Raw genomic sequence first — 24,841 nt, 5'->3', positions numbered from 1 at the left:
CTGTCATGTCAACCCGCTGCGAAAGTAGAAGGCATAGCAAGGCCACGGTAATCGATACAGGCTCAAACCAGGTTCAGCCTTTACCGTTTCGAGGTTGCTGATTATTTCTTTCATCCCCCCGAAAGGGGGTGCCGGGCATCTGGCCCGGCTTGATGGGCCCCGACGGGTTCGCCGCCATTCCCATCACCGCACTTGATCCGCCTCACAGTGTGGCTTCTCCTGCGGTCCCCGCGCTTCATGGGTCCGGGTCCCCAAATCGTTATGGCCGAAGTTGGCAATCAGGACGCGAAAGCCTCCGTTTCAGTGATTTTCTCAAATGCGGGCAAGAACTCTTCGTGATGCAGAGACAAGTATCGCGTCACTCGCTCGCTGCTCATCAGCTTCGAGATGTAGCCGCGCGCCAGAACCAGATCGAGATGGTCCGCGCCGTAACTGTCTTCGACAAGCCGAACCTCTCGTTCCAGGTTGGCGGACTCGCGTTCCATCAGGTCCAGCTGTTCACGCGAAATCCCTTTGATCTTCTTCGGCGTTGCTGCTGACAACAGCAGGTTTTCTGGTGTCGCTGCCAAAAGAGACCGGGCGTAGTTGATGGTGAATTTGTTCATGGCGACCATCAGCTGTGCCGCCTCGATCTGACGTATGGGCTTCATCTTCTTGAGAATTTGAAAGCTGGTCAGGGCAACTTGTTTGTCTTTCAGAAGTTCTGCGGCCTCGTCGCAGATGTCGTCGAGCAAGCGCCGTTTTTCTTTGATCGTTTTGATATTGACGTTCAGCGCACTGGCCAGGCGCTCCTCGGGGACGCCCAAGGACAGCGCCCGCAAGATCATCTTATGCTCCTGAATGGTCGCAAGACGGCTGATCCGCTTGTTGTACGTGAAGGCTTCATCATCGGTCGAAATCAAGCATTGCGTCTCGACATGGCCATGATCTTTCAGCACCTCCAGGCGCAGGTGGCCATCCAGCAATGTGTATTGGTTCGGCTCATGTTTGTCCGGCACCACCACGATGGGTTCAACAAGACCGATCTCGTGAACGGACGCGGCGATCTGTTTGTACTTTGTGCTCGCCTTCTTTTGTGGGGTGACAACATAAAGTGGCGCGATCTGATCAAAGCGAACCGTCAGTAGTTCCTGTTCAAAGGCAGCGACGACCTCTTTTGCAACTGAGTTTGTGGTCATGTCGGCGCACTTTCAGCATGCGAAAGCCGATCGGCAATTGTCTTTGGCAGGCTGGCCAATCCTTCGGCACGCAAAAGCGTGACAAAGTTCTCATCTGCCATCAGTGTTTTGAGCGATTGCGTGAGAAAAAGCATTTCACTGCGCGTGGCATGCGCCTTGCGCAACAGCATCTTCTTCTTTTCGACATCGTTCTCGTAGGTCTTCAGTAGGCTCTCAACCGACAGGTTCTTGCGTGAACGGCCATCGGACGATGCTCGCCCTTTCCCGTGCTTCTGGCGGGCTTCGACAAGGCGCTTGGCCCTCAACAGGCTTCCGCCTCGCAGAAGCTTTTTCTCATAAGCCTGCCTGAGAACCGACTGTACTTCGACGTCATCCGCATCGGCGATATCGACTGCAACACTGACCGGGATCCTTCCACTTTCGACCGCGCGTAACAGGCGATGTTCATGGCTTTCCAACAGCTTGATGACGCCATGCACGTATTTGGCGGAAAGCTGTGTTTTAGCCGCGATCTTCTGTTCCGAATAACCTTCTTCTTTCAGCCGCCGAATGTCTCTCAGTAAGTCGAGCGAATGGTGCTGACGGCGTGCGACATTTTCGACGAGGCTCATCACAAGGCAGTCTTCGCTGCTTGCGTTGATGACGATCGCTGGGATCTCGGATTTGCCGAGAGCTTTGAAAGCCTCCATGCGCCCCTGACCACACACCAACTCATAGTTTGGCTCGTTTCCATCCTTGATTTCTCGGACCGCGACCGTGATCGGCCGCTTTAACCCGAGTTCAGCGATATTGGCCTTGATCTCGTTGAAGACCTTTTGATTGCGAACCCTTGGATTCACGACGGTGATCGCGTCGATCGGAACAAGTACCGTCTGTTTGAGATCGGTGTCGCTCATCACGCTACCTCCAGAAGCGGTGCGCGTGCCGCCATTGCGAAGAAATGTGACAAGTCATCGAAACGGAATGCGTCAAGAGACAGGCCATTGTTCTCTGACAGGCGCAACTTGGATTGGTTCATGTCGAAGGTCGGCAGCAAATAGTAATCCAGTGGCAGTTCATTCATCTTTCCCATCCGCACGACGATTGTCATATCGGGCAAGCGCCCGATATCGAGGCGAATGTTCCATCGAAATGCACCGGCGCCCGTCTGCATGCACCGCGTGATAACGATGGAAACAGTGAACTCATCATTGATGGTGACGATATCTGTTTTTGGATCGCGATCAGCCAGTCCACCGACCGCGTCGACACCGGCGACAACGTCACGAACGATATCCGCATGTACACCTTGTAGGCGTTTGTTGATTTCAATGTAGCGATAGTCTCGGTCCGGTTTGAAATCGACAAGACTGTAGGCCCGCAGGAGGCTGCCAAACCGGCTTTGATACGCGCCACTCGACGGCAGGCCGGCGGCCTCGTCGATCACGAAGCCGGAGAGAAATCCGTGTTGTTCCAGCGTTTCTTTTAGACCTTCAAGCATTTCCGCATCAGACATCCGTTGAGACCGGGCACCGATAATCGCACCTGCAGCCTCGAAAAGGTCTGAACTCACAATCGCTTCAAACGCACCGACAGCGCGCACCCAATTGCTGGGATCATTGCGGACGTGGCGTTTCTTCAGTTTGAAGGAGTTGCGGTTCCAGATGTTGTTGCCGATGTACTTTTCGTTAGTGAGGATTTGGCGCACGACGGTTGGCGTCCAACTTCGGTCCAAATCGGTTCTGATCCCGCGCGCATTAAGATCCGCGGCGATTTCAGCCTCTGATCGGCCATCTTGGACGAATTCCTCGAAGATCTGATTTACAACCGCGATCTCGTTGTCCGGCCCTGGCACGAGAGTCACACGATCGGTCTGAATGCTCTTATGCTCACCGCGGGATAGGATGCCTTTCCTGTGGCCAGCTTCATCAATCAGCATCCGTCTCAGACCAAACCCCGGCGCTCCACCTTGCCGGTAACCCAGTTCAATCAAGCGGCATTGACCCGCAAAGACCTTCTGAGAGAGCTCGCGACTATATTCGCCGGCCATCGCCCGCTTGACGCCTTTGACAATCGTTGAAACTGGGCTGCCATCGTTTTCGAACTGTTCCGCACAGTACTCGACAGACATTCCTGCCCGTTTGCAGATGTACTCATAATATGCGCTTTCATCCGCGTCCTGAAAGCGACCCCAACGGCTGATATCGTAGACCAGAACCGTCTTGAATGCTGTTTGCCCAGCTTCGATGTCTTCGATTAGTTGAGTGAGACCAGCGCGACCTTGAATGCGCAAACCGCTTTTCCCAGCATCAGAATATGTCTGGATAATCTCATACCCGCGCTCATCAGCGTATCGTCGGATCGCGTCTGCCTGGTTTTCAGTCGAGTAACGCTGATGCTCTGTTGACATGCGGACATACTGTGCAGCTTTGCGACGATTTTCCTCCTTTTGATCAGCATCTGACCAGCTCAATGTTGCCGCCCTCCATCATCCAAATTCGCAAATCTGCTCGGGATCTTTGCGATTCCTTTCTCAATCTTAACGAGAGAGGGGCGGAAACATGTTGCATAAGAAGGGCAAGTCGTTTCATCGAGAATGCGCAGGGCGTGTTTCCGCGTCAGAATACCGACAGGCGATCAGTTTGGCGCTGTCTCAAGAGCTCGGCGGTGCAGGCCAAGCGGCAAAAGCAACCATGCGGTGGACTGGAGCGAGTGAGCGAACGGTGAAGAACTGGCTCTCTGCTTCATACGGACCAACAGCCGAACATCTGATCGAACTGATGCGGCATTCAGACACCGTGCTTGCCGTAGTGTTGGAACTGGCAGGCCGCAATGAAGCGATGACGACTGAACGCCTCAAACGAATTAAGGAAGAGTTGGCAGACGTTCTCACCACTTTGGATGTGATCTGCGCCGCTGAGGACAATCAAAGAGCGGAGTAAGAGCATAGTCCCAAAACCGGGCCGGCGCCTGGAATGGAAAGCCTTTGAGCCACAAAAGGTAAGTTTGCTGCGCAGCGTTAAGAGATTTCCTTTTAAAATCAATAGTCCAAAATCCCCAAAAAGGAAAAACTATGTGCCGCTCCACAACATGTAAACTCCTGAGATGTTTGGCTTTTCCGCCACGACGTTGACCTAGCATCTCGTTTTACTCCTGAAGGCTGTTGCATTGATCTGACTTCATTTACGGAAAATCAGGGCTGATTTGCAGGTTCAGACAGCGAAGCCGCCTGTTCCTGCTGATCTGCTACGTGGTAAACGCGGGAGGGGGCGAGGCAATGCTATTGGACAGAGGTGGTGCGGCCCGCAGGCGCAGCCGACGACAACGCCGCCAAAGTTCCCTCGCTTTCCAATATGTCAAAGAGATCTTCAGTTAGCGCACTGCGATAGTCTGCGAGCATCGGCAATGGTGTTCGCCCAAGAATGGGCTCCGACCGCGCATATGCCGCGTCGATCAGCTCCGCGATACTATCGGCATCCTGTTCTGATGCGCGCCGCTCTGCGAAAGACTGGTCTCTGGATGCGGCTATAGATGCTTTGAGCTGGCCCTTTACAGGCCTTTGATCTGCATCGAGACGACCTTGCCTGTGTCATATGTCCGCGTGCCAAGGGGGACAAAACCTGATTTCGCATGGAATGCCAGGGACTGCTCATTCGGCGGATCCAAATCCATCTCTGCGCACATGACCAGATGCCCTTGGGCACGGGCAGCTTCGGCGACGGCTTCATAGAGTTTCACGCCGAGGCCCTGTCGTTGACCTGCAGCTCCGATCACGACGCGGTCGATGTAGACGAAACTGTTCAGACGTGCAGCGAACCAGTTGAAATTATCGTTCGCGTAGCCTGCGCCGATCTGCATGGCGAGGACGAAGCCGATTACCTGCCCGTCCTTCTCTGCGGCGATGCAGGGGTTGCTCAGGCCCAAAAGATGCTTGAACCGGTCGGTATCCATGGGCGAGGTCACCTCGACAACCGCATCATTCAGCGCGCAAATCGCTGGTGCATCTTGTTCGGTTGCATCTCGGAACGTGATCATTGCGCTTGACCCCTTTCGGTACTCATTGGTCCGCTCTTAAACCGCATTTTTACGTTGCGATAAAATGTATATTTTGACTTCGCAGCGTCAGAAAATGTAAAAGCGAGCATGAGGCTCACTTACAAACAAGTTCAGTAACTTAGGGAGGTTGCGCGCCAAGACAGCATCGCAGCAGCGTGCAAGGTTTTGGCGATTTCGCAGTCTTCTGTTCTGGCTGCGATTGACGCCGCTGAGGACGCCACCGGCACGCAGCTATTTACGCGGCGCAAGCGCCACGGGATTTCCCTCACGCCCGCAGGCCGTGTCTTCCTGATTTCTGCCAACCACTTTCTGGCGTCCGGTGAAGAGTTCACACGATCGTTGGAGCAATTCTCGGGCGCGGCGGGCACCTCCCTCCGGATCGGGTGTTTCCTGCCGTTTGGTGCATTGCTGATCCCGCCTGTGCTGCGCCGCTTCCGCGACAGCTATGGCGATTGCGAGATAACTCTTCTGGAGGGAAATCAAACCCAGCTGCGCGCCTGGTTGTCCGCAGGTGAGGTGGATGTGGTCGTGACCTATGACATCGGTCAGGAATTTGGCAGCAACACGATCCCGATCTGCAGGTTTCCGACCCACGCCTTGGTCCATCGCGACAGCGCGCTTGCCAAGCTAGACGTGGTGTCCTTGAAGTCACTCGTTGACCATCCGCTGATCCTGCTCGACCTGCCGGAAACCGGGGTCTACCTTTTGGGGCTATTCGATAGCGTTTCCAGCCGTCCCAGGATTGGGTTGCGGACCCATTCCTATGAGACGGTCCGATCGGCAGTCTCAAATGGGCTTGGCGTGTCGATCCTCAATATCCGGCCAACGCCTGAGACCATTCCTGATAACCCCAACCTTGTGCGCCAGCCAACCTTGTTCGCGGCTGACCCTTACGGTGCTCAAAAGCCTGCAGCGGTGACGGCCTTTATCAAAGAGTTGCACAGCTATTTCGTTGAGCTTGGACCGAGCGCGTTTGCGGTGACGCGAGACGCGGATACCGATGAACTCCTCTTTCCTGCACCGAAATTATAGAACTCCGTTCGCACGCAACTCTTCGTCAAGCCGCGTGACAACTGACGCATGGAAGGCGTCGGCGTATTCGTCCGGCTGCTGGCCTGTGATACGCGCTTTCAAAGGGTCTTCTGCGCGGATGTTTGAACCGGACATTTCTTCCAGCATCGCGTGGCCGCAGAACGGGACATAAAGTTCTGAATACCCACCCTCAGAGTTGAACGTCGGATGACTTTGATCTTTGCGTCGTGAAACCTGCCTTTCTCCTACCGGTCAAGGTGTCGCGTTTGGAGCCAGCATTGCTGCCGTACGATGGTCTTCGGAACCCGCACGGTACGACTGCTTTGAGAAATGAAAGCTGCGCTCATACGTTTTATGACCGCAGTAGCCACAATACTGGGATAAAATCGCCCCAACCTGTCTATCAGCAAAACCGCGAGCGCATGCGTACTCAAGCCGGGGTCACCTTTTGTGCCTCCGTCTCCACCGTCGCCATCTCGCCGCTGCCAAGATCAGAACGGGGGCCGTTGCCACGATCAACGGCATCATGGAGGTGGTCATCGCCACCTCGTGATGCGCATGTGCCTGAGACGCCATCAGCGCCGTCATCATGATCAGGAAAAGGCGTTTCACGTCACATCCCTTGCCGCTGGGTGTTTCTGCAAGACATCTCTCAGATCATTCACCTGCTTGGCTTTGAGTGAGACATACACAAAGCCCATGTTGGTGCGCTCGGTTACCATGTCGCCGGGATAGGGCAGATATGACAGCTCTTGCGACCCGAATGACGGCGACGCTGTGCCCACCTGCCATTCGGTTGTGAGTTGCACATCGACCAACTTCATCTTTGGTCCCCCATCCGGGGCATCGATTTCCAGGGGCACACCCATGAGCCGCAGGTACGACATCTTGTCTTTGGCGGCGACAAAACCGTCGATGAATTGAGTGGTCAGGACAAGTAACTCTTCGGCTTTGTCTGCATCCGGCAAGTGGCTGTGCAGGTGATCGCCGTGGCTGTGGTTGTGGCCGATGTGGCCGTTCACGATATCATGTGGCATTGGACCACCGCTTTCCTTCAAAATCGCCGTGGGGGATGGTGACGGGCTTGTCGATGTGCCGTTTGTGCTTGCCCAGATTGCCCGAGGCCACGAGGCTGCCGAGCACATCCACGATCACGCGCGTCCCCATGAGGGCTGTGATTTCGGACTGGTCATAGGGCGGCGCAACCTCGACCAGCTCCATGCCGCAGATACCTTCGGCCGCAACTTTCGAGGCCAGAGCAAGCGCCTCGCGCGGTAGGAAGCCGCCCGGTTCGGGCCAGCCTGTGCCTGGAACAAAGCCGCAGTCGATACTGTCGATGTCAAAGGACATATAGACCATATCGACCCCGTCCCACGCCATTTCCAGCGCCATTTCGGCGGTTTTGTCGACGCCCATCTTTTCCATATCGGACATCGTGATGATGTTGGTCTCGCGCTCGCGCGCAACAGCGACGGCTTCGCGGGGGACCTGCCAGCCGCCGATGCCGACCTGGACAAGGTTCTTGGCTGGCACATTGGGCAGGTTGGTTGAATGGAACCACGGGGTGGTGTGCATCCGTTCGTCCAGATCTTTTTCCTGTATGTCGGCGTGGCGGTCAAAGTGGACGATGCCGATTTTCTTGGACGTGCATTCGGCGATGCCACGCACACACGGAAAGCCGATGGAGTGATCGCCACCGATCATGATGGGCAATGAGCCAGACGAGGCCACGTGGCTGACTGCACGGCTGATCTGGTCGAATGTCTTTTCGATATTTGCAGGGATGGTAAACACGTCGCCCGCGTCACACAGGGTCATCTGTTCGCGCAGGTCCACACCCATTTCATAGTTATACGGCGTATAGAGCGCCGAGATCTTGCGCACGCCTTGCGGACCAAAGCGTGTGCCTGCCCGGTAGGTTGTGCCACCGTCAAAAGGGATCCCAAGCACCGTCGCATCATAATCGCCCACCTCGGTCACGTCCTCGGCATAGGGCGCCTTCAGGAACGTGTTGATGCCCGCGTAATGGGGCAGTTCCCCACGGGCGAATGTGGGAATGGACTTGTCCTCGATGCTGTCTGCGCCGGTCAGGCCCATGCGCAGGGCCCATTTGCGCTCTTCTTCCCAACGGCTTCCGGGAATGTCTTTTTCGGCGTGCATGGCTTTCCAGCCCAGCAGCTTGGTCAGGTCGGGATGGTGGTGGCGTTCTTCGCTGTGGCGGTGATCCATCGGGTGATGGGATCGGCTACGATCGTGTTTCGTGCAGAACATGAGTGTCTTCCTTTAGCCTTTGGAAAGGGATGCCGCCATCGCGGGCGTCAAAGTCGTATGTGATCGTTGCCCCGTAGAGTGACGGGTCATGTGGGTCCCAGCGCGGTTTGTCGAAAACCAGCACGCGATCGCCCAGCTTGAACGCCTCTTCGAGGTCGTGCGTAACCATAAAGACGGTCATGCCGGTCTCGGCCCGCAACTCCATCAGGAAATCGTGCATCGCCAGTCGTGTGCCGGGGTCGAGCGCGCCAAAGGGCTCATCGAGCAGCAGGACACGCGGTTTTGCAACAAGTGCCTGACCAATGGCCAGCCGTTGCTGCATCCCACCAGACAGCGTTGCCGGATATTGGTCCGCCACGTGGTCCAGCCCGATGCGCGCAAGGGTCGCATCGGCCCGTTTGCGGGCGTCTTTGGCCTCTGCGCCCCAAAAGGTGCCCCATCCCCGCCGCAGGCTTTCGCCTGCCACAATGTTCTGGCGCACGGTCATATGGGGAAAGACCGAGTATTTCTGGAACACGACACCCCGGTCGAGCCCCGGTTCCCGTGCCGGAGGGGCACCTGCGATTTGCACGTCTCCGCGGGTCGGTTGTTCTTGCGCAAGCAGCAGGCGCAGAAAAGTTGATTTGCCACAGCCCGAAGCACCGACGATCGAGATGAACTGGCTTTCGTCCACGCTGACATTCACCCGTTCAAGGATCGGGCGGCCATCGTAGCTCTGAAAGATGTTTGTGACCGTGACAAAGCTCATAACCCATCCTCCGCCCAAGGGAAGAGACGGCGCGACAGGGTGCGCAGGGCCCAATCCATCAGAAAGGCAAGGATGGTGATCCAGATCACATAGGTCAGGATCACGTCCATGGCGAGGAAGCGACGCACAAGGAAGATGCGGTAGCCCAGCCCCAGATCCGAGGCAATCGCCTCTGCTGCAATCAGGAACAGCCACGCGGGGCCCAGCGACAGGCGCACGGCCTGGATCAGCCGCGGCAAGACCTGTGGTATCGCAACGCGCAGGGTGATGACCCAGGTTGACGCGCCCAGTGTCTGCGCCTTGATCAGAAGCTCTTGGGGGATTTCCAGCACCCGCTGGCTGAGATCACGGATAATGAAAGGCAATGTGCCAACCACAATCAAAACAACCTTGGACAACTCCCCCAGGCCAAAAACGATAAACAATATGGGCAGCAACGCCAGCGGCGGGATCATCGAAAGAACGGCGACAAACTGCGCCAGAAAGCTGCGCATGATCGGCAAAAGACCAATGAGCAAACCAAAGACCAGCCCCAGCAAGGCCGAGATGCCGATGCCCATTGCCAGCCGCCCCAGGCTGGCTGTGGTGTCATGCCAGAACAGGATGCGCCCTGACCGAAGGTCAGGCTCGGTGATCAACCGCGCAGCCGTGTCCCAAATCGTCGAAGGCGCAGGTAGCAATTTGTCCGACGGATTTTCCGCCAATCGGATGTCCGAGCCGATGGCATAAGCCACAAACACCACAACGAAAGGCAGCAACGCCAGAAACAGCGCCAGGGGACGGCCAGGTTTTCGGTTGATCAGACGCATGACATCTGGCCGCGACAGTCGCCCATCGCGGCCCACCTTTTGGGCTTACAGCTTGCCGTCGGCAGCCATTTGCATGAACGTCGTATCAAAGCGGAACTTCACATTGCCCGCATCGCCGGTCGTCGCACCCCCCGGATATTCCACGCCGATAAAGTCCGCCGATGGTGCGCCTTCACCCAGGATCCCCTTGTCGAACAGGAACTCTGCCACGCTGACCATGGTCTTGGGCAACTCGTCGCTTGAGGTAAAGGCGACGGCGGCAGCGGGGTCAAAGAACATCTCGGTCGAGGCCAATTGTGCTTTGTACCCGTCAAGATCCGTACCCGAGGCTTCAGCCATGGCGGTTAGAACTTCGACATCGCCCGCCGCCATCAGAGACATCACTTCGTACCATGCGCCCGCCATCGCCTTGCCGAAATTCGGGTTGGCGGCCAGTGTTTCGGTGTTCACAACCATCAGGTCGATGATCTCGCCCTCGATATCCGAGCTGTCGAACAGCTTTTTGGCGTCCGGGCCTTCCATGATCGTTGACACCAGCGGGTTCCAAGTGACCACCGCCTCAACCTCGTCCGTCGCATAGGCTGCAATCATGTCTGCGTCAGAGGTGTTGATCACGCCCCCCAGATCTCGTTCAGCCAAACCTACTGAATCCAGCGCACGTGCCAAAAGGTAGTGAGAGACCGAAAGCTCAACCAAGTTGACCGGTTTACCCGCCAGATCGGCGATGTTGCCATCGCCCTTGACGATCAGCGCGTCATTGCCGTTGGAGTAGTCGCCGACGATCAACGCCGTTGTGTCCACACCGCCGCCCGCCGGGATCGACAGGGTGTCCATGTTCGTGGCGGATACACCGTCAAACTGACCGGCTGTGTATTGGTTGATGGATTCGACGTAGTCGTTGATCTGCACGATTTCGACATCAATGCCGTACTTGTCGGCCCATTTGTCCATGATGCCACTGTCTTCGAGGTATCCCCACGGCATCCATCCGACATAGATCGACCAAGCCACTTTAAAGTCGGTCTTTTCTTGTGCGAACGCGCCCGTTGCAAGGCCAAGTGCCAAAGCCGTTGTTGTTGCGAGTTTTTTCATCGTCAATCCCCTTCAGTTCCAGGTTGTGGATTGACCGCGTGGAGGGCAGATGCGGAGCGCGGGTCAAACCAGCGCAGTAGCCTCCCGGGATTTTGCCCCGCCGTGTACCCAACGGATGTGCCGCCGGGCGATATCTCTCGGACCAGACTTTGCAAATGCAAACGGAACCCTAGACATCCTGCAAACTAAGTGGAGCAAGTGGGCCTGTCTAAATCAATTGTTGAGATCGAGGTCTTACCCGTGTTGCGGGAAAGCGCTGAAAATTTGAGCGTCGCACGGAAATTGGTGCGAAATTTGATCACCTTTGACACCAGGTTCAGCCCCACGACACTGCCAAATCAATGGCAGCTTTGGGTAAATCTGCGGTTTTCAGCGCTAGTTGTCGTGTTTTTTAAGTTGGTCTCGCTGCGGATCCAAGAGCAAAGGCGAAGCGCCGCACTCTTACAAAAGTAAGTTGCTTTGCTCCGCTTCTGCTTTTTGCGCCAGTCTTTTCAACGCACGTAAAAATTAAAGCGTTCTGACACAAGGCATCGCCTGCACACACACGTACTTGAACCACTGATGGCAATCACCTCCGCATGCTATCTGCCCACCAACAGCTCAACTGGCCCCAATGTGATCATCGGCACATACGTGATCAGCATCAGGCATCCAAAGACAACAAGAACGAACCAGACCAACTGCGGAATGATACGCTCGACCGGTATGCCGGCCACAGAGCAGGCCGCAAACAGGTTCACACCAAGCGGTGGCGTGATCATTCCAAGAGCCAGGTTAACTACAACAATCAGTCCGAAATGCACGGGATCTACGCCATAGGCGATGGCGATCGGTGCAAGGATCGGTGCGAGCACGAGGATTGCAGCCGACGTTTCGATGAACATTCCGACCAGCAGCAACAGAAGATTGACCACAAGAAGAAATGCGAAACGGCTTTCGAAAACGGCGCTGAACCATGCCGCAATATCATTCGGCAACCCGGAACGGGTGATGAGGAACGAAAACAGAGCTGCCGCCGAGATGATCAGCATAATGGCCGTCGAAGACACGACAGTACGCTTAAGAATGCTGGGCAGCGCGCGCAGCGGCAGTTCACGATAGAAAACCACGCTGACCAGGATAGCTGCGGCAACGGCGGCTGCGCTGGCCTCGGTCGGGGTAAAGACCCCGGAATAAATCCCGCCAATGATGACAAAGGGGACCAGAAGTGCGGGCAAAGCCGCAAAGAGTGCAGCCCGCAGAGATGGGCGATCTTTGCCATCCTCAAGGCCAAGCCCTCGCATGCGACAGATAACAATCACTGTCACCATCAGTGCCGCCGCCACCAAAAGCCCCGGCCCAATACCCGCAATAAAGAGCTGCTCGATCGATGTATTGGTGGATACCCCATACAGGATCAGCGGAATCGAAGGTGGGATAAGCACACCCAATTCGGCCGAACTGGCCTGAATCGAGGCGGCGAGTGGCTTGGGATATCCGTGCCGTGCCATCGCCGGGATAAGGATCGCACCAATGGCAAAGGTCGTGGCCACGGAAGAGCCAGAGACCGACGCGAACATCATACATGTCAGAACACATGAACAGGCCAGTCCCCCCTGTATGCCGCCCACAAGCGCCTTGGCCAAATCGACCAATCGGCGGGAAATACCCCCTGCGCTCATCAGGTTGCCAGCAAGGATGAAAAGTGGGATCGCCATCAGGGGAAAACTGTCGATACCGGCAAACATGCGCTGTGCCACCAACAGCAGTGGCAAACGTTCTTGTGCGGAAATCCCGACAATTGCGGCAAGCCCAATGGCGACGGCGATAGGGACGCCGATCAGAAAAAAGATCGCAAGCGAAACGGCAATGGCCCCGTTCATTTCGATACCTCGTAGTCCGGTATGGGTTCAACGGCGGCTGTGCTCGATCCCGCAGACCAAGCGCGCAGCGAGCAGCCAAGAATTGCGATGATTGCGAAAACCGCACCCACCGGAAGTGCGGCGTAAACCCAGGCAATCGAAACTTCGAGCGCGGCCAGCGTCTGTCGTGCAACCCGTTCGGTCATGCCCCACCCCTGCCAGAAGAGGATCGCGAAGAACGTGACGGACAAGCCATTCGCTCCAAGGTAGAGCCAGAGACCGAGCCTGCCCGGTAGCGCCCGCTGCACAATTTCCATCGCGATCATCGACCCGTGCCGATAGGTGGCTGCCACACCCAGAAAGACTGACCATATCATGGCCGATCTGGTGATGACCTCCGACCAAGTTGATGGCACACCGATCACGAACCGGGTCGTCACCTGCCACATGGCAAGACTGGCCGCGATGATCAGAAACGCGATGGCAAGTGTCAGCGCGAGCCCAGTGCTCCAGCGCTCAAACGTCAAGAAATGCTGCATTCTGCAATGTCCTTCGGGGGCTTCGCCCGTTCAAAAGCAATGCGGCGGATCCCATAGAATCCGCCGCATTGTCTCATTCGAACGCCTGAATGCGCTCAACCATTTCAGTTCCGTGTTGCGCGGTGAAGACCGCGTAAGCAGCTTCGGCCAATTCCTGGAACGGCGCCTTGTCGATGTCAGTGATGACTTCCATACCGCGCTCACGCATCAGTTCGACGCCTTCTTCTTCCAGCCGCAAAACCTCAGCCCTTGTCGCGGCGACGGACGCTTTACTGGCTTCGCGGAACCAGCCTTGCTCTTCCTCGCTCAGCCCGTCCCAAAGAATGGGCGATACAAGCAAGATGGCTGGGGAATAGACATGACCTGTCAGCGAGACATAGTTCTGCACTTCCCAGAAATTCGAGGTGGTGATCACAACCACCGGGTTTTCCTGACCGTCCACAACGCCTTGTTGCAAGGCGGAAAAGAGTTCCGGAAAGGCCATGGGAGTTGGCGCGGCGCCCATGTTCTGGAACGCCTCCATGTGTACCCGGTTTTCCATCGTCCGCAGTTTAAGTCCGGCGAGGTCATCAGGTGAGGTTACTGGGCGCTGCGAGTTTGTGACGTGGCGAAAGCCATTCTCGCTCCATGCGAGGCCCACAAGGTCAGCGTCACGCATTTTCTCCAGCAGTTCCTGACCGATCTCTCCATCCAAGACGGCGCGGGCATGATCGTAGTCGCGGAACAGAAACGGCAGGTCCAGCGCATAGACCTCTGGCACGAAATTGCCCAAGGGGCCGGTGGATGTGATCACCATGTCGACCGAGCCGATCTGAAGCCCTTCGATCATGTCGCGCTCACCGCCAAGTTGACCGGCCGGTGCCTGCTTTCCTGACCATTCCCCACCCGACAGCTCCGAAAGCGTATCCAAAAAGGCCTGTGCGCCAACGCCGTAGTGGCTGTCAGCCGATACCGTATGGCCGATGGTGATTTGGTTCGCGTGCGCGGTTCCCGCGATCATAGTAGCCGCGACAGCGGCGAGTAACTTCAGTCTCATGGTCGTCCTCCCTTGGTCGTGAATGCCGGTCAAACCGGCGTCGAAAGCGTCTGCCGAAACTGATCCAGCAGGTCGCGAAATGAGTGATCCTTTGCAAAGCCAAGTCTTTCTGCGCGCGGGGTCTCTATCCCGCCGGGCCACGTTTTCACGATGGCTTCTATTGCAGCATCCGGAACGTGCCGGACACGGTCTGCAACCACATCACCTTCTTCAGCGCGCAGCGTTTTGAGCATGTTATCGACCGAAACGGACAGGCCCGGCAATGTGATGGTCGTCTCACCGTCCAATGCGCCCTGCTGCAAGCCGATGGCATGAAGAACATTGTCAATCGCCTGCGCGGGCGAGGCCAGATGCAGGCGCACATCCCGCCCAACCGGCAGATCCGCCGCTTCGCCAGTCATGGGCTCGCGAATGATACCACTGGCAAACGAAGACGCTGCGCGATTTGGCCGACCTGGGCGCACGGAAATTGTCGGCACCCGCAAACTGCGACCTCGAATGATCCCACGGCGGCTTGCATCTCGAACCAGGATTTCACCTATTAGTTTCTGGGCGCCATAGCTGCTGCGAGGGGCTGGTTGTTGGGTCTCGTGAATGACCTCGTTGCTATCGCAGGCAAAGACCGCCACGGACGATGCAAAGATGAAGACTGGCGGGATTGGATGCGCTTCAAGTGACTGGATCAGCGCCATAGTCGCGTCAACATTCACTCGCAGGCCAAGACCGAGGTCCTCCTCCGCTGCGCTCGACACGACGGCTGCCAAATGCACGATCAGATCTGGTTTGGCACTCACGACTTCCGCCAAAACGTCCCGTTGTCCGATCTCGCCCAGTATCGGGCGCACGACGGGGTGTTGCGCGGCCAGCCTCGCCAGCGGCGCTTCGACAACATCACAGGCCAGGATTTCGTCGACCGGGCGAAACTGACCGTCGACACTGACCTCACCGGCAGATGCAAAACGCTCGACCAGCAAACCACCCAGAAAGCCGGCCGAACCCGTGATGGCAACGCGCATAGCGCTCCTCCCTTAGCCATGTCCTCTACGGAGATGACAGCGCTGTCATACCGAAAAGCCATACATTTTTGCTCTATTCTGAAAACATGATCGTCGTTATCATTCCCATATGGGTAGCCTTGCGGAAAATGAAAGATGAGCGCGTCATCAAAAGTTAGATTGGCCGAAGTCGCACAGCTCGCGCAGGTGAGCGAAATCACTGTGTCGCGGGTCGTGCGTGGCGCGGCCAACGTTTCTCCTGAAACGGTGCAGCGCGTTGAAAAGGCGCTCGAACAAACGGGCTATGTCCGCAATCGACTTGCCGGATCATTTGGTGGACGAACGTCGAACCAGATCGCCGTGATCCTGCCATCACTGTCGAACATCGTGTTTCCAGATGTGCTTTACGGGTTGGAAGAACGGCTTGATGCATCAGGCTATCACCCGATCCTTGGCATCTCGAACTATGATGCGGAGCGCGAGACGCGGCTGATCGCGAGCCTGCTTGAATGGCAGCCAGCCGGGATCGTAATCGCCACCGCCAACCTGTCGCAACGGGCCCGAATACTATTGACGCGGGCGCCTTGCCCCGTTGTGGAAATCATGGAGATCGACACCGATCCCGTGGACATGGCGGTGGGTATCTCACAAGTTCAGGCGGGCAAATCGATCGCCTATTACCTGCTTGGGCGTGGCTACACGAGCTTTGGGTATATTGGCCATGACCTGACACGCGACAGAAGGGCCGCGGCCAGACGCGCAGGTTTTCGATCCGCTCTCCAGGAGGCAGGTTTTGAGTTCGACCAGGTGCTGGAAGCAGGAGGCACCTCTTCAGTCACGTTGGGACGGCAGTTGACTGCAGAAATGCTAAGCATGGGCGCGCCGCGCCTCATCTACTACTCCAATGATGACATGGCGATGGGCGGTCAGTTCGAAGCACTTGCGCGGGGAATGGCGGTGCCAGATACGCTCGCTCTGGCAAGCTTCAACGGCCTCGATCTGGGGCAGGCCGCTCCCATCCCGCTGACGACCGTCGGATCGCGTCGCGGCGAGATCGGCACAGCAGCAGCGGACCAGATCCTAAAGCGACTGGCAGGAGAGGACACGTCGCGCTTCATTGATGTCGGCTTCAAACTGATCCCCGGAGCGTCTGCTTGAAGGGGCGGGCCGCCTGTCGGTCTTTCATTGTGGATAGTGGAGGCTTTCAACTATCTTATATCGCCACCGGAAGCGGATCGTCATGAAACGTCCCGCACTCGGTAGGCTCGGTTCATTTGTGACGCGCAACATCACGGCAAAAACTCCTTCTGACCTTCAGGATCTTCGATGACGGTTTCAGGAACACGCGCGTCTCCGGCAATCATCCGAGCTGCCGCAAAGGCTGCGTCGCGGTAGGGCATGAGAACCAGATCAGCGCAATCCGCCCGCAGTGCTTCTGCCGTTGCATCCTGATGCGCGGCGACGGCGACCTTGCCGCCAAAGCCTAGATCGCGCGCTGCTTTCAACAGCGCATGGCGCGGATCATCATGGGTCAGACCGGTTTCGTGTTCCGGCACCGCCATGACCAGCCAATCGGCCTGTTGAAGCGGGAGGTGGCCGAGAAATTCAGGATCGGTCGCATCTCCAAAAACGACGTCGAAACCTTGTTCACGGGCATGACGCACCGCTCTTGGGCTGAAGTCGACGCCGAGGATGCTTTTGCCACTGTCCTGCAAAGACGAGGCGATGCCGAGCCCATAGCGGCCGAGACCAAAGAGCACCACATCGTGGGAGCGGGCCGTATCGGATGCGTCGGTGTCTTCCGCCTGCGGATGCCGGCGTTCGAAAACGCCGAGGACGGGTTCAAAAAAGCTGTAGAGCTGATGGGAATAGGTGATCATGTATGTCGACGCCGCGATAGTGACGAGACCAACAAGAGTGACCAGGCCAAGCGCTTCATCTGTGGCATGCCCAATGGTGACACTCATTGCCATGAAGATCAGTGAAAACTCGCTGATTTGTGCGACGGTCAGACCAGCCAGGAAACCCGTCCGCTTTCGGTACCCCATCGCCCCCATAATCGTGAGCACGATCAGCGGATTGCCAATCAGAACAAAGAGAGACAGGACAAGCGCTGGCCCGACGCTGTCGCCCAAGACGGACAGGTCGAGGGACGCGCCAAGTGCAATGAAGAAGAAGAGCAGCAGAAAGTCACGCAAGCTCGCCAGCCGCGCCGCGATGGCTTCGCGAAACGGTGTCGATGCGAGGGAGACGCCAGCAAGAAGCCCGCCGAGTTCTTTGCCGAACCCAAGATAGTAACCGACCGCTGCCAGAAGCGCCGCCCAACCGATGGCAAACGAGACCAGCAATTCCGGCACGCGAGACAGACGTTCGACCAGTGGATTTGCGACATACCGGATGAACACGACCACAAAGGTCAACATAGCCAACCCATAGCCGAGCACCCGCAACACATCCACGAGCGCACCTTCACCCTCGGCCGCACCTCCCACACCGATCGCCGACAATGCGATCATTGCAACGACAACAACGATATCCTGAACGATGAGAAACCCTAGCGCGATACGCCCGTGAAGCGCGTCGATCTCGCGCTTGTCCGACAGAAGCTTCACGATGATGATCGTTGAGGAAAATGTCAGCGCAATGGCCACGTAGATCGCCGTTACAGCATCAAGGCCGAGCGCGAGCGCAATCAGGAACCCGAAGACAGTGGTAAACACAACCTGACCTAGCCCGGTGACAAGCGCCACCGGGCCGAGCGACCGCACGAGGTTGAAATCAAGCTTGAGGCCGACAAGGAAGAGGAGCACAGCTATGCCCAACTCGGCGAGCAGATCAATCTGCTCATCCGACCGCGCAATATCCAGAATCGACGGACCGGCCAGTATCCCCACCGCGATAAAGCTCACGATGAGGGGCTGTCTTAGAAGAAGTCCGAGAAAGCCAACCCCTGCCGCCAAAACAAGGAGTGCTGCAATCTCGTAAAAAATGTAGTCTTCGATAACTGCGATCACGAGTAGTCCACCAAGGCTGCCATGCGTTCGTCGATCCCAAGAAGCCTGGGCTTTTGGAACACTCGGGACGGCAGCCGACAGACGAAGGCATAGTGCCTTCATGTCTGCCACCATATTATCAGTTGATGGATTTACTCTGGATTACAAGATGGGGCCCGCAGATCTGGCGGACTTTTATTGCTGGAAAATCTGCTAAGTTTTGCAGGCCGTAGATGATCACATGGTGCGTGCCGTGAAAGCCTACAATTTGAGTGGTTATCTGCCAAGTGTAGCAATGACCCAACCGGCATGTCGTCGGAACATAGAGGTCGGGTGAGAGTACAAATGAACCAAAGTGGCTGCGCTTACGGATGAAGGCTCACAGTATTTGTTCGCGGCGACACGAACACCGTCGAAGCAGCCGGTGACCTCAACCTCGACTGAACCGAGTGTGGGGCAATTTGTAGCCAATGTCAGCTGAACTGCCACTGATGTGAGCCAGCAAAATCTACACCTTGCCACTGCTCGACAACATGATGGCCAAAGGCCGAGTCGACCTGATTTCCGCGAGCACAAGCACGAGGCTTGTCGTCATGGGGACCGCCAGAACGGCACCGGGAAGCCCCCACAGTGTGCTCCAGAACAGAAGCGCAAGCAGGATCATGAAGGGACTGAGGTTGAATGCCCGCCCCATCATGCGCGGTTCAAGATAGCCGCCCACGAACATCTGCGCTGCTGTTAGTGAAACAAACACCAAACCGGCCATTGAGAGCGTACCGAACTGCGCGAGGCTTAGCAGGACGGGAAAGATCACACCGATGAGCGAGCCGAGATAGGGGACATAGTTCAGGAACGCGATCAACACCGCCCAGAACAATGCAAACTCGATCCCCAAGGCCAGCATGATAGCGTAGGAGATTGCGCCAAGTATGATGTTCGCGGCTGTTTTGACGGACAGATACCCCCCGATGCGGTCATTGATACGCCGCAGCAGTTCCAGGGCCTTTTCGCCGGAGCCGTCATTGCCGAACGCCAGAAGCAGCTTTTTGGCAAGACTGCCTCTCTCAGCCATGAAGAATGTCGCGAAGAGGATCACGAGAAACAGGAATTTTCCAAGGCCCTGAAGGGAGACGAGCGCTGGCGCGATCCAGGATCTGATGTCGATCTCGTCAAAGGTCATGCGCCTGAGATTTGACCATGTCGGTTCGTCCTGGATGCCCAGAAGACCGGCTGACCGGGTGACGAGCGCGTCCAGATTGGCCTCATATCGCACAAGGGCGGTCATAACCTGAGCGATGTTGTTTGTGACCAGCGCGAACAGCAGGGCGAGGCCGCCTGCAAATGCAATCAAAACGAGGGTATGGCGCGCCCAAAGTGGAAACCGCCGAAGGAGCGGAAACCGCTCCATGTTGGTTGCTGTGGTTGAGAGGATATAAACAGAGATCAAGGCGGCGATGACCGGCAAAAGCACCGGTTGGCCGATCCAAAGTAGCCAGCCGATCATGATGACCAACGCCACCCCGTAACAGACGGCACTGATCTGCATGCGCTGCGGGGGCGATGCACCTTCGTCGGTCGCGGCCCCAACCACATGCTGGCTCTCGTGAGCGTACCGAGGGCGCGGGAGCGTGTTTGATACGTGGACCGACGTCGATGACTTCATAGGGGTTCCTTGCCGTCCTTGACGATCTTGCGTGAAGACGCGCGCAGGTTTGAAGCGCATATATCAACGCCAGGTTTGCGGTCAGACCGGGATGCCGTCCGACTGGGGGTCACGTAGCCATGACGTGACCCCCAACACTGATTGTATCGGCTGCGGGATGTTCCGCCCCCAAAGCTGGACGGGCCTGGACGACAGCCTTCCGCTGCGTTCAGGACCCGCGGCACCGTGACGTTATGATCGCGCTGCATCAAATTGGATGACCGCACCGGGGCGCGTTTTACTGCCCGGTTTTGGCAGCATGAGAACGTCTGCCGAGGTGTCGCGCCGGTCTGCCTCATCCAGGATTTGCAGGACTTCGGCTTCGATGGTCCGACCGGCTTGGATATCCCACATCATCCGCCGGATATCTTGTTCCAGCGTGCGGCGGCGCAGGCCGATCAGATGTAGCCGCCGATCCGACAGCTTTGACAGCGCGCGTTTGATCGCAAGCGTGTCCCGATCTTCGCGCCACTCATGTGCAAGATATTGAATCTCCCGGCTTAGACGACGCCAAACGCCACCCCGTGCACGCCCATTTTCAAAGCCATTCGCGCGTCTGTGTTTTCCAAACAGCATCGTGGTCTCCTTCTATGTGTTGGTCCAAGGTTTCGGGATCAGACCGCCAGCACGCTGACGGCTTCTTCCAATTGCAGGATCGCTCTTTTCAGATAAAACCCTTGCAACATGAGGTGATTGGCGAAGATGCTCCTGTCGCTGTTGCCGTTCAGGACAACCGTCGGCCGCAACTGGGTTGCGCGTTCCAGGTTTTGCAACGCGCGTGTCCAGACAAGGGTCAGGCCACGCTCACGGATGAGATGTTCGAAATCGTGCCCGAGCTCGCTGAGGATCATGTAGTAGGCGTAGAGCATCCCCTTGTTCTGATAGAATACATCGTCCGCAGAGGTGTTGAAGATCCACCAGCCGCCCTGACGGGTACGCTCGATCGCTGCGGTCTGCGCCCCGAGGTCGAGCGAGACCTGCTGGATCGTGCGTCCGAAGGCATCTGCGCGCCGCTCGAATATGGCGTTGCCATTGGCCAGACGTTGGTTGTAGCGCGTCAGGAAGTTCAGGCCGGACCGGTACTGATCTTCGCTTGGCACCATGGGCAGCAACGATTTCTCGAAGTTGAATATCCAGAAATCCGGCGGGAACTGAAGAAATCCCGCCGCCCGCTCAAGGTCGGGATCGTTGCTGGATGATCCGCGTGTGCGCGCGATGCCGTCCAAAAGTTCAAAGCTGAACCGTGCGACGGCCCGCATCACGCCCGTCTGGTAACTGGGCATATTGTCCAAGAACGTGCTGGGCGCGAACCACGGATCATTCGGTGTCCAGGCATTTTCGTTGACCTCACGGTCGATCAGGGCGGCTGCCATCGATACGGCTCTGCTGCCGCCTGTCAGATGGGCGGGGGGCGAAAAGGTGAGATCGTTGTCAATGCGGTGCACCATCAGCGCACCCACGGTCCAGTTGAGCGTGGCTAAGAGCACCAGTAAGACCGCTCCGTTGCGCAGCATGCGCAGGGAAAGACGTGGGCGGAATGAAAGAAAGCGCCTGAGGCCACCGGGGCCGTCCAAATCCGAAAGCGCGTCACGCGGAACAGGGATCAACGCACCCGCCGTGGCCCGACCGGACCCGCCATGAGAGTTTGGGTCTGCGTGGTTGATCGTCATTGCTCTCGCCTCCCGATGTTTTCTGAAAAACGCGGGAGGTCTGACATTCATCCACGAAAACCGACATGGCCGAGAAATGTACTTATCTCAGGGATGAATTTCCCGGCGGGCGCGTTTGTTTGGCCAAAGAGGAAAGGAGCAACCATGGCTGTCATCGCGGAACTGAGCGACAAGATGCAGGATTACGTGAGCGCCCTGCGGCGATACGCGCTGGTTTTGACGCGAAATCGCGATGCGGCCGAGGATCTTGTGCAGGAAACGCTGGTCAAGGCCATTGCGGCGGCCGACAGCTGGGATCCGGAAAGCAACCTGCGTGTCTGGTTGTTCCGCATCATGCATAACACGCATATCAGCGCGATCCGCAAGACCAAGGTTCGGGACGCGGCCAAGCCTGATCTGCCAGAGCCTGTCGATCACACCGATCCGACGGTGCGCGTGGAACTCAATCAGGTTCTCGACGCCCTCGGTCAGTTGCCCGAAGCGCAACGGCGTCCCATCATCTTGGTCGCACTTGAGGACATGAGCTATGCGGAGGCGGCCTCGGTCCTCGATATCCCGATGGGCACGCTTTACAGCCGCCTTGGTCGCGGCAGGGCAGCACTTCGCAAAATTCTGGATCAAAAAAAAGAAGCTGACCCCAAGGTCATCCGGTTAGGAGAACACAAATAATGGGCAAGGATAACACGTCACTGCATGCCTATCTTGACGGCCAACTTGGACCGGAAGAAGCGGCAGACATCGAAGCGCTTCTGGATGAAGATCCAGAGCAACGTGAAACATTCGAGGCCATGGCCCGGCAGAAAGCCTTGATCGCCGAAGCAGCCGAGGCGCTGGACCGCGCACCCGCAAATCTGCGCACAGCGCGGCTTGAGCAGGAGTTGACTGATGCGCTGCACAAAAGAGTGGCTCCATCGAAACCTTTTCAGCCAGCGGGCTGGATGGTTCAGATGGCGGCCGCTCTCGCGCTGGTCAGTTTCGGCTGGGTGGGCCATGATTATTTTTCGGCGTCGGCCACTGCGGGTGTTCCGGGGTACGTTTCCGATGCTGTCGGCGCGCACCGCGTGTTTGCCGAAAGCGGGCCTTATCCATTAGAATTCGATGCCGCCTCGGCGGGTTTGGTGGCAAACTGGTTTGCGGAAAATACCGGTCACACGCTTGGCGTTCCCGGATTGGAAGCCCTTGGCCTGGACCTGGTTGGCGCGCGGCTTCTGGGCAGCGAAGTGGGACCATTTGCGCAGTTTCTCTACGAAGACCAAGAGGGGGGGCGTGTTTCGCTTGTGGTCGCAGACCATCCCGAGCATTTGCCCCTACATGCGCTTGAAGTGGTGAATTATCCCAATCGTGATGTGGCATATTGGCGGAATAGTGATCTGGATTACGCGATTGTTTCCCAGTCAAATTCGGTGGACTTTACTCAAATCGCGATAATGATGAATTAGTTCGAGTAAAATAAAAATGGGAAAAGGAGCGCAGACTTTTGCGCTCCCTTTTTTGTTTTTAGGGCATTTTTGAAATCACGTATCCGTGTAGTCGAAATAAGCGGGGATGGGTCGGCAATATAAAGCGTTATTCTTTTGACCGATCCGAAACGAAGGAGTTCAAGCGAAACCGGGTCTGTCGACATCCTATGACCTAGAAAGGGAAAACGACATGATCAAAATGAAAAACATCAATTTTAGCGACCGTGCAAGCCACCCTGTCCTGCTTGCCCTTATCGCTGGTATCATCATCGGCATGGCCCCCTTCTTTGTGCAGCTTGCTGCGCCGGTGGCACAGGCCGCGCACTTTCTTGGGGCTGTCAGCGCAGTACTTGCTGTGAACAGTCTCTTACGCCCGCACCAATCCGATTGGCTTGGCTTCGTGCTTTTCGGCATCGGTCTTGGCCTTGCCCCATTCTTTGCAGCGGCGGCGCTGCCATTCGAGACGGTGAAATGGCTCATGGTGATCATTGGTGTGACCATGACACTGGCCGGGTTCTGGAAGCGCTGGGTCACTGTCAATCCGCCGGAGGAGAGCCTCGGGATCGACAATGCTGCCGGGAAGATGAAACAGGAGGCCATTGAGCCGTCCTAAACGGAACGCCAGCATTGGACTGAGAGCCGGGGGGCTGTCTTGCAGGACAGCCCCTTTTTCTTTTCCGGGATGAAAATTCCAGCTCGCGCGTATGTGATCCAAAGGGCGGTCGATGTGACGGACCGTACTGCTCTTGCCAGCAAATCCTGCTGGAACACGGATCCGGGCCCCTCTGGCAACCTTGGGCAGCAGGTTGCGATGTCGGAACCTTCATTGGCAACGCGATGCTGCTCCGGAGGTGCCCATGGTCCGTGTGGATGAAAAGGCTAGGTCAAGTCGGCAGAAGCCCGACTTGCTGCCGGTGATTGTGCAGGATCGGTCGTCCCTGCCGGTCAAGGTTGGGGACACACACCCATCGACGATTGCGCGGACAGCGCTTGCTGCTGCCGTTCTGGCGGTTTTGTGGTGGATCCTGAACCCGGGTGATCGGCTGAGCTGGATCATCGGCGTGCCGACGATCCTGTTAGGCACCGGGACGGTGCTGTTGCTGCCGCCTGCGCGATCACAGCATATCTCGGTCGCCGGTTCATTGCGATTTGTTGCCTATTTCATCGTTCAGACCGTTCTGGGCGCTGTCGATGTCGCTCGGCGCGCGTTTCATCCGTTTTGGGTCCAGCAACCAGCCTTTCTGATCTGGGAAACGGACCTGCCTGAAGGTCCTCCGCGCTGGATGTTTGCCAACACCGTCACCCTGCTGCCGGGGACACTTACCGCCGATATCGACGGGCCGCGCCTGACGATCAATCTGCTGGACCGCGATCTTACCCCCGACCTTCCGACGCTCGAAGCCCGTGTTCGGGACCTCTTTGCCTTGTAGAAAATGGAGA

At 56.9% G+C, this 24,841-nt stretch carries 25 protein-coding genes, 2 pseudogenes and 1 riboswitch; of the genes and pseudogenes, 8 read left to right on the top strand and 19 right to left on the bottom strand.

Features of this window, described 5'->3' with window-relative positions:
• Positions 1–278: 278 nt before the first annotated feature.
• From RA29_RS17830 to RA29_RS17820, 3 genes are read right to left on the bottom strand one after another with little or no spacing between them, the layout of a single operon-like run.
• Positions 279–1,178 (bottom strand): plasmid partitioning protein RepB C-terminal domain-containing protein, encoded by a 900-nt coding sequence (locus RA29_RS17830; protein WP_039688496.1) that lies wholly within the window; start codon positions 1,176–1,178, stop codon positions 279–281.
• A complete protein-coding gene (locus RA29_RS17825; protein WP_039688494.1) occupies positions 1,175–2,074 on the bottom strand; it encodes a ParB/RepB/Spo0J family partition protein in 900 nt (299 codons plus the stop codon). Before RA29_RS17825 ends, RA29_RS17830 begins: the two co-directional genes overlap by 4 nt.
• Positions 2,074–3,630, bottom strand: a complete 1,557-nt coding sequence (locus RA29_RS17820; protein ID WP_275041513.1) for a recombinase family protein — start codon at positions 3,628–3,630, stop codon at positions 2,074–2,076. Before RA29_RS17820 ends, RA29_RS17825 begins: the two co-directional genes overlap by 1 nt.
• An 88-nt stretch (positions 3,631–3,718) precedes the next feature.
• Between RA29_RS17820 and RA29_RS17815 the strand changes: the two genes are divergently transcribed.
• Entirely contained in the window at positions 3,719–4,099 is a 381-nt protein-coding gene (locus tag RA29_RS17815) for a hypothetical protein (RefSeq protein WP_039688492.1), read from the top strand.
• 607 nt (positions 4,100–4,706) lie between these two features.
• On the opposite strand, the gene RA29_RS17810 is transcribed toward RA29_RS17815, so the two are convergent.
• Positions 4,707–5,192, bottom strand: coding sequence for a GNAT family N-acetyltransferase (locus tag RA29_RS17810; RefSeq protein WP_039688490.1), 486 nt, complete (start codon positions 5,190–5,192; stop codon positions 4,707–4,709).
• Positions 5,193–5,345: 153 nt separating this feature from the next.
• Here RA29_RS17810 and RA29_RS23790 point away from each other — a divergent pair.
• Positions 5,346–5,483, top strand: a pseudogene (locus RA29_RS23790) (LysR family transcriptional regulator); the annotation flags it as partial.
• A gap of 69 nt (positions 5,484–5,552) precedes the next feature.
• Complete coding sequence (locus tag RA29_RS17805; protein ID WP_275041514.1) at positions 5,553–6,245, top strand: LysR substrate-binding domain-containing protein; 693 nt, start codon at positions 5,553–5,555, stop codon at positions 6,243–6,245.
• Here RA29_RS17805 and RA29_RS22550 read toward each other — a convergent pair.
• From RA29_RS22550 to denD, 11 genes and pseudogenes are all read right to left on the bottom strand, one after another.
• Positions 6,240–6,437 (bottom strand): annotated as a pseudogene (locus RA29_RS22550) (class II histone deacetylase); the annotation flags it as partial. The gene RA29_RS17805 and the pseudogene RA29_RS22550 overlap by 6 nt on opposite strands.
• A 249-nt stretch (positions 6,438–6,686) precedes the next feature.
• A complete protein-coding gene (locus RA29_RS23315) occupies positions 6,687–6,857 on the bottom strand; it encodes a hypothetical protein (RefSeq protein WP_193743574.1) in 171 nt (56 codons plus the stop codon).
• Positions 6,854–7,282 (bottom strand): hypothetical protein, encoded by a 429-nt coding sequence (locus tag RA29_RS17800; protein WP_039688487.1) that lies wholly within the window; start codon positions 7,280–7,282, stop codon positions 6,854–6,856. Before RA29_RS17800 ends, RA29_RS23315 begins: the two co-directional genes overlap by 4 nt.
• The gene (locus RA29_RS17795) at positions 7,272–8,516 is read right to left on the bottom strand and encodes an agmatinase family protein (RefSeq protein ID WP_039688485.1); all 1,245 of its coding nucleotides are present in this window, start codon (positions 8,514–8,516) and stop codon (positions 7,272–7,274) included. Before RA29_RS17795 ends, RA29_RS17800 begins: the two co-directional genes overlap by 11 nt.
• On the bottom strand, positions 8,491–9,264 hold the full coding sequence (locus tag RA29_RS17790) for an ATP-binding cassette domain-containing protein (RefSeq protein ID WP_039688483.1): 774 nt from the start codon (positions 9,262–9,264) through the stop codon (positions 8,491–8,493). Before RA29_RS17790 ends, RA29_RS17795 begins: the two co-directional genes overlap by 26 nt.
• Positions 9,261–10,073, bottom strand: coding sequence for an ABC transporter permease (locus RA29_RS17785; RefSeq protein WP_039688481.1), 813 nt, complete (start codon positions 10,071–10,073; stop codon positions 9,261–9,263). Before RA29_RS17785 ends, RA29_RS17790 begins: the two co-directional genes overlap by 4 nt.
• Before the next feature lie 45 nt (positions 10,074–10,118).
• Positions 10,119–11,165, bottom strand: a complete 1,047-nt coding sequence (locus tag RA29_RS17780) for a putative urea ABC transporter substrate-binding protein (RefSeq protein WP_039688479.1) — start codon at positions 11,163–11,165, stop codon at positions 10,119–10,121.
• A gap of 79 nt (positions 11,166–11,244) precedes the next feature.
• Positions 11,245–11,349: riboswitch (guanidine-I (ykkC/yxkD leader) on the bottom strand.
• A 397-nt stretch (positions 11,350–11,746) separates the two neighbouring features.
• Positions 11,747–13,027, bottom strand: a complete 1,281-nt coding sequence (locus RA29_RS17775; RefSeq protein ID WP_039688477.1) for a TRAP transporter large permease — start codon at positions 13,025–13,027, stop codon at positions 11,747–11,749.
• Positions 13,024–13,545, bottom strand: coding sequence for a TRAP transporter small permease (locus tag RA29_RS17770; protein WP_039688475.1), 522 nt, complete (start codon positions 13,543–13,545; stop codon positions 13,024–13,026). Before RA29_RS17770 ends, RA29_RS17775 begins: the two co-directional genes overlap by 4 nt.
• A gap of 73 nt (positions 13,546–13,618) precedes the next feature.
• Positions 13,619–14,581, bottom strand: a complete 963-nt coding sequence (locus RA29_RS17765) for a TRAP transporter substrate-binding protein (RefSeq protein WP_039688473.1) — start codon at positions 14,579–14,581, stop codon at positions 13,619–13,621.
• A 29-nt stretch (positions 14,582–14,610) separates the two neighbouring features.
• The gene (denD, locus tag RA29_RS17760) at positions 14,611–15,597 is read right to left on the bottom strand and encodes a D-erythronate dehydrogenase (RefSeq protein ID WP_039688471.1); all 987 of its coding nucleotides are present in this window, start codon (positions 15,595–15,597) and stop codon (positions 14,611–14,613) included.
• Positions 15,598–15,732: 135 nt separating this feature from the next.
• On the opposite strand from denD, the gene RA29_RS17755 reads away from it, so the two are divergent.
• On the top strand, positions 15,733–16,734 hold the full coding sequence (locus RA29_RS17755) for a LacI family DNA-binding transcriptional regulator (RefSeq protein ID WP_052249759.1): 1,002 nt from the start codon (positions 15,733–15,735) through the stop codon (positions 16,732–16,734).
• 131 nt (positions 16,735–16,865) lie between these two features.
• On the opposite strand, the gene RA29_RS17750 is transcribed toward RA29_RS17755, so the two are convergent.
• The 4 genes from RA29_RS17750 to RA29_RS17735 form a co-directional block, all read right to left on the bottom strand.
• Positions 16,866–18,590 (bottom strand): cation:proton antiporter family protein, encoded by a 1,725-nt coding sequence (locus RA29_RS17750; RefSeq protein WP_039688469.1) that lies wholly within the window; start codon positions 18,588–18,590, stop codon positions 16,866–16,868.
• Positions 18,591–19,077: 487 nt separating this feature from the next.
• A complete protein-coding gene (locus tag RA29_RS17745; RefSeq protein WP_241462643.1) occupies positions 19,078–20,232 on the bottom strand; it encodes an AI-2E family transporter in 1,155 nt (384 codons plus the stop codon).
• Between the two features lie 231 nt (positions 20,233–20,463).
• Positions 20,464–20,847, bottom strand: coding sequence for a hypothetical protein (locus tag RA29_RS17740; protein ID WP_039688466.1), 384 nt, complete (start codon positions 20,845–20,847; stop codon positions 20,464–20,466).
• 38 nt (positions 20,848–20,885) lie between these two features.
• On the bottom strand, positions 20,886–21,845 hold the full coding sequence (locus RA29_RS17735) for a DUF2333 family protein (protein WP_039688694.1): 960 nt from the start codon (positions 21,843–21,845) through the stop codon (positions 20,886–20,888).
• A 240-nt stretch (positions 21,846–22,085) separates the two neighbouring features.
• Here RA29_RS17735 and RA29_RS17730 point away from each other — a divergent pair, with 240 nt between their 5' ends.
• From RA29_RS17730 to RA29_RS17715, 4 genes are all read left to right on the top strand, one after another.
• On the top strand, positions 22,086–22,610 hold the full coding sequence (locus RA29_RS17730; RefSeq protein WP_052249758.1) for a sigma-70 family RNA polymerase sigma factor: 525 nt from the start codon (positions 22,086–22,088) through the stop codon (positions 22,608–22,610).
• A complete protein-coding gene (locus RA29_RS22075; protein ID WP_052249757.1) occupies positions 22,610–23,380 on the top strand; it encodes an anti-sigma factor in 771 nt (256 codons plus the stop codon). The genes RA29_RS17730 and RA29_RS22075 overlap by 1 nt, the downstream gene beginning before the upstream one ends.
• 211 nt (positions 23,381–23,591) lie before the next feature.
• The gene (locus RA29_RS17720) at positions 23,592–24,014 is read left to right on the top strand and encodes a hypothetical protein (protein ID WP_039688464.1); all 423 of its coding nucleotides are present in this window, start codon (positions 23,592–23,594) and stop codon (positions 24,012–24,014) included.
• A gap of 244 nt (positions 24,015–24,258) precedes the next feature.
• The gene (locus RA29_RS17715) at positions 24,259–24,831 is read left to right on the top strand and encodes a Na+/H+ antiporter subunit E (protein WP_052249756.1); all 573 of its coding nucleotides are present in this window, start codon (positions 24,259–24,261) and stop codon (positions 24,829–24,831) included.
• The last annotated feature ends 10 nt before the right edge of the window (positions 24,832–24,841 follow it).

Source organism: Tateyamaria sp. ANG-S1, from assembly GCF_000814025.1.
In the GTDB taxonomy this organism is placed as follows: Bacteria; Pseudomonadota; Alphaproteobacteria; order Rhodobacterales; family Rhodobacteraceae; genus Tateyamaria.
This window is presented reverse-complemented; position numbering and strand designations above follow the sequence as displayed.

Bases quoted from the DNA above. Each gene is read 5' to 3' on its own strand.
- RA29_RS17830 (WP_039688496.1), bottom strand. From the start codon at position 1,178: ATGACCACAAACTCAGTTGCAAAAGAGGTCGTCGCTGCCTTTGAACAG.
- RA29_RS17825 (WP_039688494.1), bottom strand. From the start codon at position 2,074: ATGAGCGACACCGATCTCAAACAGACGGTACTTGTTCCGATCGACGCG.
- RA29_RS17815 (WP_039688492.1), top strand. From the start codon at position 3,719: ATGTTGCATAAGAAGGGCAAGTCGTTTCATCGAGAATGCGCAGGGCGT.
- RA29_RS17810 (WP_039688490.1), bottom strand. From the start codon at position 5,192: ATGATCACGTTCCGAGATGCAACCGAACAAGATGCACCAGCGATTTGC.
- RA29_RS17800 (WP_039688487.1), bottom strand. From the start codon at position 7,282: ATGCCACATGATATCGTGAACGGCCACATCGGCCACAACCACAGCCAC.
- RA29_RS17795 (WP_039688485.1), bottom strand. From the start codon at position 8,516: ATGTTCTGCACGAAACACGATCGTAGCCGATCCCATCACCCGATGGAT.
- RA29_RS17790 (WP_039688483.1), bottom strand. From the start codon at position 9,264: ATGAGCTTTGTCACGGTCACAAACATCTTTCAGAGCTACGATGGCCGC.
- RA29_RS17785 (WP_039688481.1), bottom strand. From the start codon at position 10,073: ATGCGTCTGATCAACCGAAAACCTGGCCGTCCCCTGGCGCTGTTTCTG.
- RA29_RS17780 (WP_039688479.1), bottom strand. From the start codon at position 11,165: ATGAAAAAACTCGCAACAACAACGGCTTTGGCACTTGGCCTTGCAACG.
- RA29_RS17775 (WP_039688477.1), bottom strand. From the start codon at position 13,027: ATGAACGGGGCCATTGCCGTTTCGCTTGCGATCTTTTTTCTGATCGGC.
- RA29_RS17770 (WP_039688475.1), bottom strand. From the start codon at position 13,545: ATGCAGCATTTCTTGACGTTTGAGCGCTGGAGCACTGGGCTCGCGCTG.
- RA29_RS17765 (WP_039688473.1), bottom strand. From the start codon at position 14,581: ATGAGACTGAAGTTACTCGCCGCTGTCGCGGCTACTATGATCGCGGGA.
- denD (WP_039688471.1), bottom strand. From the start codon at position 15,597: ATGCGCGTTGCCATCACGGGTTCGGCCGGCTTTCTGGGTGGTTTGCTG.
- RA29_RS17755 (WP_052249759.1), top strand. From the start codon at position 15,733: ATGAGCGCGTCATCAAAAGTTAGATTGGCCGAAGTCGCACAGCTCGCG.
- RA29_RS17745 (WP_241462643.1), bottom strand. From the start codon at position 20,232: ATGAAGTCATCGACGTCGGTCCACGTATCAAACACGCTCCCGCGCCCT.
- RA29_RS17740 (WP_039688466.1), bottom strand. From the start codon at position 20,847: ATGCTGTTTGGAAAACACAGACGCGCGAATGGCTTTGAAAATGGGCGT.
- RA29_RS17730 (WP_052249758.1), top strand. From the start codon at position 22,086: ATGGCTGTCATCGCGGAACTGAGCGACAAGATGCAGGATTACGTGAGC.
- RA29_RS22075 (WP_052249757.1), top strand. From the start codon at position 22,610: ATGGGCAAGGATAACACGTCACTGCATGCCTATCTTGACGGCCAACTT.
- RA29_RS17720 (WP_039688464.1), top strand. From the start codon at position 23,592: ATGATCAAAATGAAAAACATCAATTTTAGCGACCGTGCAAGCCACCCT.
- RA29_RS17715 (WP_052249756.1), top strand. From the start codon at position 24,259: ATGGTCCGTGTGGATGAAAAGGCTAGGTCAAGTCGGCAGAAGCCCGAC.